The sequence below is a fragment of the Shewanella sp. BF02_Schw genome, from assembly GCF_014596695.2.
Classification (GTDB): domain Bacteria; phylum Pseudomonadota; class Gammaproteobacteria; order Enterobacterales; family Shewanellaceae; genus Shewanella.
This window is the reverse complement of sequence record NZ_JABKAW020000004.1, coordinates 468,537-474,536: the sequence shown is the minus strand read 5'-3', so window position 1 is coordinate 474,536 and position 6,000 is coordinate 468,537. Positions and strand designations below refer to the sequence as shown.

General features: G+C 40.2%; 5 protein-coding genes. 4 read left to right on the top strand and 1 reads right to left on the bottom strand.

Features of this window, described 5'->3' with window-relative positions:
* Nucleotides 1–370 precede the first annotated feature (370 nt).
* Both HNW13_RS17400 and HNW13_RS17395 read left to right on the top strand, forming a co-directional pair.
* Entirely contained in the window at nucleotides 371–1,348 is a 978-nt protein-coding gene (locus HNW13_RS17400) for an ABC transporter substrate-binding protein (RefSeq protein WP_192114174.1), read from the top strand.
* Between the two features lie 3 nt (nucleotides 1,349–1,351).
* Nucleotides 1,352–2,680 (top strand): diguanylate cyclase, encoded by a 1,329-nt coding sequence (locus tag HNW13_RS17395; protein WP_101085175.1) that lies wholly within the window; start codon nucleotides 1,352–1,354, stop codon nucleotides 2,678–2,680.
* On the opposite strand, the gene HNW13_RS17390 is transcribed toward HNW13_RS17395, so the two are convergent.
* On the bottom strand, nucleotides 2,650–3,240 hold the full coding sequence (locus HNW13_RS17390; protein WP_192114173.1) for a hypothetical protein: 591 nt from the start codon (nucleotides 3,238–3,240) through the stop codon (nucleotides 2,650–2,652). The genes HNW13_RS17395 and HNW13_RS17390 overlap by 31 nt on opposite strands.
* A 487-nt stretch (nucleotides 3,241–3,727) precedes the next feature.
* Here HNW13_RS17390 and ubiD point away from each other — a divergent pair, with 487 nt between their 5' ends.
* Nucleotides 3,728–5,209, top strand: a complete 1,482-nt coding sequence (gene ubiD / locus HNW13_RS17385) for a 4-hydroxy-3-polyprenylbenzoate decarboxylase (RefSeq protein ID WP_101085174.1) — start codon at nucleotides 3,728–3,730, stop codon at nucleotides 5,207–5,209.
* An 80-nt stretch (nucleotides 5,210–5,289) separates the two neighbouring features.
* Nucleotides 5,290–5,988 carry an NAD(P)H-flavin reductase gene (fre, locus tag HNW13_RS17380; RefSeq protein ID WP_192114172.1) on the top strand — a complete coding sequence of 233 codons (699 nt, stop codon included), beginning with the start codon at nucleotides 5,290–5,292 and terminating at the stop codon, nucleotides 5,986–5,988.
* Nucleotides 5,989–6,000 lie beyond the last annotated feature (12 nt).

The window sequence follows — 6,000 nt, the reverse complement described above, 5'->3', positions numbered from 1 at the left end:
CACTTAACCTCATTGCACCACAACATATTGAATTATTAACACAATCAATTAACCAATTAAAGTTTCAACAAGCAGAAAATATATTAGCGGAGATATATCCCCGCATATTGAATATTCAACAGTGACACAGACTCATCAGACAAATCATAATGCATTGAAATTAATAAACAAATAAAATATAATCTTGCTTTCCCTATTGCTCACTATAAATAAATTAATGTTATCACTCATACCTTAGTACTAACGCTATTGATTGATATTATTAAAAAATCTTTTGTTTGCAAAAATTTAACATCAAAAAAAAATACATTCGCTACACTTAACCTTATTCACTCCTTATTGAAGTATCTTTATGATCAAAGTGTTGAACATGTTTATCTTAACTTTCATATTAATCGGCATTGTCAGTTGTGACCTTGGTACAAGCAAATCACTTACCGCTTCCGCCCTAAAAGACCCTATTAAAATTGCGGTATCTGGCACACCTCTTTCTGCACCTTTTTTTATTGCACAACAACAAGGTTACTTTAGAGCGAATGGGCTTAATGTTGAGCTAGTGAGATTCGACAGCGGAGTGAAATGCTTTGACGCCCTGAAGAATAAACAAGTTGACCTCGCCACGGCCTCAGAAACGGTGGTCATGTTTAATAGTTTTAAACAAACAAACTTTTCTGTATTAGCCAGTTTTGTCGAATCAGATAATGATCTCAAATTACTGAGTTTAACACCGCAAAAATATCAACAACTGGATAATTTAGCCCACGCACGCATAGGGATAGTAAAAAGCAGTGCCAGTGAGTTTTTCTTCGATAGTTTATTGATTATGTATAACAAAACTCAGCAGCCAATCGAGCGAGTATATTTACCTGCGGAGCAGCTTATTCCGGCGTTATTAAATAATGAGGTTGATATTATTTCAGCTTGGGAGCCCTTAAGTTATTTGTTAACACAACAAGTCCCCTCAAATACCAACGTCATCAGCAGTCGCGGCCTATACCACTTATCGTTCAACTTAATCGAGCTTAAAGAGACAAGGCTATCAACTACAGAAAAGTTAGCGCTACTCAAATCAATTAACGACGCAACCGATTATATTCATACACACCCAGATCTTGCTCAGACGAAAATTAGCCGTGTATTAGATATCGATCAATCCCAACTTAGTTATTCCTGGAATGACTATACTTTTCGGTTATCACTCAGTAATGCACTCTTTTCTAACATCCAAACTCAAAGCCAATGGGCAATTGATAATAAATTAGTCTCTGAAGAGAATAGTGTTGATTTTAGGCAGATTCTTGACCGAAAATTGTTTGAAAAGTTCACCAATTTAGAGGCGGGATGGTAATTTATGATGTTATCTAAACGTCTAAAACTCACTGCAACACTCTGTTCACTGCTTACATTGATTGTCGGCTTGTCACTGATACAAGTTCACTATTATCAACAACAAATATACCGTCAACTCAATTACTCAATGAAGTTACAAATCAACATTGATAGTTTGCGTAGTCAACTGTGGCTTTACCAAGAGTATACAGATGACCAAGGGTTATCAGAGTTAAATATACGCCAAGCTGAACTGGCCAAAAACCTCTCAGAAGACATTCAATGGGGTACGCAACAAAAACTCATTATTGGAAACCTGAATAGACTGAATACCAATATTAGAGCACTCATTAATACTCAAAATAGCTTTCATAGTAAACAAGTCGATGTGTCATCCACCCTCACAGCTGAACGGTTATTTAAAGCAAAATACAGCATGGTTATTGAAGAGATGACTGAAGAAATGTTTAATCTTCATCAATTATCGATTAAACAAGCGAGCCAAAAACAACAAACGTTATTATTCCTTGTCGGAATGGTGCTATTGATATTAGCGATTCTGGTCACCGTATGGTCATTTATGACACTCATTCGATTTAAGAAAGGGTTAGCCTCACTCAACCAAGGGATGGAAGCACTTGCGGCTGGAGACCTAAAGAGTCAAATTAATTTCAGTGATACCGATGAGTTATCTGCACTCGCCCATAACTTCAATAGAATGAAGCTTTCACTTGCTCAAATCACCATTAAAAAGGATGAATTAAAGCAAGAAGTAGACAGCCAAACCCGTAAATTAATTGAACAACAAGACCAACTCATTTTCTTAGCTGAACATGATGAACTAACCGGTATTTATAACCGTCGCGCATTCATAAAACAAATTGATACTGCTATAGCAAGGGATTTACGCGGAGAAAATCAAGCGGCACTATTATTTATTGACCTTAATAAATTTAAAAATATTAACGACACCCTGGGCCATAGTATTGGTGATGAAGTGATCATGACCATTGCAAAACGTTTGGTTAATAGTCTACGCGCTACCGATATAGTGGGCAGACTCGGCGGCGATGAATTTATCGTTTGGCTTGATATGCTTCCTGAACCAATTGATATTGAACATAAAATAAACCAGCTATTAGCCAGTATTAAGCAACCGATTATTATTGGGAAGCATACCTTAGAAGTTGGCGCCAGTATCGGAATTAGTGTACTGCCAGAACATGGTTTAAATAGCCGAGAACTCATCACTGCAGCCGATACAGCGATGTACCAGGCTAAAGCAGACCATAGCATTGAGTATTGTTTCTATGCAGGCAGCTATGGAGCCTCTACTTTGGCTACCTCATAGGTTTGAGTGTTCCAGTCAAAATAATATTCAACGCCTTGCCATTCATAAACGGTACCGTTCGCGCGCTGAATCACTTTGGCATTTTCAGGTAAACGACTTAACCCAGAAGCATATTGAACTTGAGTAGTCGTTCGCTGCGGCGCAGATATCACTGCAGGTTCAACGACTTGGTAGCTTTGGCGAGGTGCAATATTAACCGTTCGATAAGGGTAATAATTATCGTTGTTGCGACGATATTCGTCTATACCCCAGCGATTGTCATATCGATTGTCATATCGATTGTCATATCGATTGTCATATCGACTGCCATAGCCATTATATCGACTAAGCCCAATCGTCGGCCCCCAAACACTATTCCAACCAAATCCCCAGCGCCATGGGTCACGATAATGCGAAGAATGACGTCGACCTTGATGTTGATAACCTACCGAATGTGACACTCTATCGCCTAGAGCAATATCCAATGGCACTTTCGCCTGCACAGACAGAGTCAAGCTGCATAGTAAACAAACTCCACTCCCAAAAGACCATAGCAACACAGGGAATCTATTAATCGGCATACATCACCTCCAGCACATTATCGACATCCACCAGTTTACGCTAAGTCGAGTTAAAGTCGATATCCGTTATGGTTCTGAAATGATAGGTCTACTCAATTATTATTTACACCTATAACCATCATTCACTCCAATAGCATAATCAAACGACTTAGAGAATTTCATTCACTCGATAAACTCTCAATTGATGCCTCCTCAATTGATGTGATTATATTATTGGTATTAACGCTTATAGCCTTTCAAAATGATTAGTTAATAATCAATGACAGTTAATGGTGTGGCACAATAGCCTTAGATAGCTGACTACCTGATGAACTGATTAAATGACATTCAGATATTTACTCTCAAACGAAAAGAACTAATATCCAACCTAACCAGTATTGAACCCCGCAGAGCAATACCAATTTATATGGATTGGTATTAACCCTATATTAGAAAAATGCTATAGTGCGCGCCATATTGGTTTGGATTTCATTTACAGGCGGTAAACATGAGTTTTAAAGATTTACGCAGCTTCATCGATCATTTGGAAAAAAATGGCGAGTTAAAGCGCATTAGCTACCCTGTTGACCCTCATTTAGAAATGACAGAGATCGCCGATCGTGTTTTACGATCTGGAGGCCCCGCACTGTTATTTGAGAATCCGACCAACCATACCATGCCAGTACTGGTTAACTTATTTGGCACGCCTAAACGTGTTGCTATGGCATTGGGTAAAGACGACCCTTTGGCTTTGCGTGAAGTCGGTGAATTATTAGCATTCTTAAAAGAACCAGAGCCACCAAGTGGCTTTAAAGATGCCATCGCCAAAATACCTATGTATAAGCAGGCATTAAATATGCCGCCTAAAACAGTGCGTAATCCGCCTTGTCAGCAAGTGGTTAAAACCGGTGATGAAGTTGACCTAACATCGTTGCCAATCCAACATTGCTGGCCTGGAGATGTCGCCCCATTAGTGACTTGGGGACTAACCATCACCAAAGGGCCGCGTCAAAAAAGACAAAACCTAGGTATTTATCGTCAACAGTTATTAAGTAAAAACAAGCTGATTATGCGCTGGCTTGATCACCGTGGCGGTGCCTTAGATTTTAAAGACTTTAAACAGCTTCATCCGGGAGAGCGTTATCCTGTCGTAGTGGCATTAGGTAGCGATCCGGTGACCATTTTAGGGGCTGTCACGCCTGTGCCAGACTCCATGAGTGAATATGCTTTTGCAGGTTTACTGCGCGGCGAACGAACTGAAGTCTGTAAAGCCATTAGCTGCGATCTTGAGGTGCCAGCCACCAGCGAGATTATTCTTGAAGGTTATATTGATCCAGATGAGACAGCAGTAGAAGGTCCATACGGCGATCACACTGGCTACTATAACGAAACTGACTCATTCCCAGTATTTACCGTGACTCACATTACTCATCGTAAAGACGCCATTTATCATAGTACCTATACCGGTCGTCCACCTGATGAGCCGGCCATGTTAGGCGTGGCGTTGAACGAAGTATTTGTCCCCATTTTACGTAAGCAGTATCCAGAAATTATTGATTTTTATCTGCCGCCTGAAGGTTGTTCATACCGTATGGCTGTGATTTCAATCCGTAAGCAATATCCTGGTCATGCTAAGCGTGTCATGATGGGGGCCTGGTCATTCTTGCGCCAGTTTATGTATACCAAATTTATCGTTGTTGTTGATGACGATGTCAATTGCCGTGATTGGCAAGATGTTATTTGGGCCATTACTACACGAATGGATCCTATTCGCGATACCATGATGGTAGATAATACTCCAATAGATTATCTTGATTTTGCCTCACCCGTTGCTGGTTTAGGATCTAAGATGGGTTTAGATGCCACTAACAAATGGCCTGGTGAAACCACGCGAGAATGGGGAACCCCTATCGTGATGGATGAAAAGACAAAACAGAGAATTGACCAAATTTGGGATGATCTCGGCATACAAGATATGCCAACATTGTAACTACAGCGATCCGATCCGGGCGTAAATAGCTATAATTAACTCGTTGATAAAAAATTATAAAAGGGTTTAAAGGACGTTAGATGAAAACCATTCGTTGTCAGATAGAAAAAGTCACCCCGTTTAATGACGCTGTATACCAAGTGTTCCTTAAACCCGAAGCAGCCTTTGACTTTAAGGCTGGCCAATACCTAACTGTGGTCATGGGTGAAAAAGACAAACGTCCTTTTTCTATCGCTTCCGCGCCTAATGCAGCGTTAATTGAGTTGCACATTGGTGCCGCGGTTAGCGAAAGTTATCCAATGCAAGTTGTTGAACGCTTACAAACAGCGACACATATTGATATTGAAGCACCTGCTGGCGAAGCTTTTTTACGTAGTGAGAGCCATCGACCACGCATCCTCATTGCAGGCGGTACCGGTTTCTCATATATAAAAAGTATCGTTGAAGCACAAATTGCTAACGGCGAAACCATTAAGACTAAACTGTATTGGGGTTGTCGTAACGAAGAAGCTATGTACTATCAAGACATCGCTCGTCAATGGCATGCCGATCATTCTTGGTTAGAGTTTATTCCAGTAGTAGAACTTGCTGACGGTAATTGGGAAGGTAAAAAAGCTAATCTACTCGAGCAGATTAAACAGGATTTTGTCAGTTTGAATGGCTACGATATCTACATTGCTGGCCGTTTTGATATGGTTGGCACTGCACGAGAATTGTTCCGTGAGCTTGGCATTGAAGAAGCCCATTTGTATGGTGATGCTTTTGCATTTATCAAATAGGCTTTCCCAATA

Excerpts from the sequence above, each read along its gene's own strand:
- HNW13_RS17400 (WP_192114174.1), top strand. The coding sequence starts at position 371 with ATGTTTATCTTAACTTTCATATTAATCGGCATTGTCAGTTGTGACCTT.
- HNW13_RS17395 (WP_101085175.1), top strand. The coding sequence starts at position 1,352 with ATGATGTTATCTAAACGTCTAAAACTCACTGCAACACTCTGTTCACTG.
- HNW13_RS17390 (WP_192114173.1), bottom strand. The coding sequence starts at position 3,240 with ATGCCGATTAATAGATTCCCTGTGTTGCTATGGTCTTTTGGGAGTGGA.
- ubiD (WP_101085174.1), top strand. The coding sequence starts at position 3,728 with ATGAGTTTTAAAGATTTACGCAGCTTCATCGATCATTTGGAAAAAAAT.
- fre (WP_192114172.1), top strand. The coding sequence starts at position 5,290 with ATGAAAACCATTCGTTGTCAGATAGAAAAAGTCACCCCGTTTAATGAC.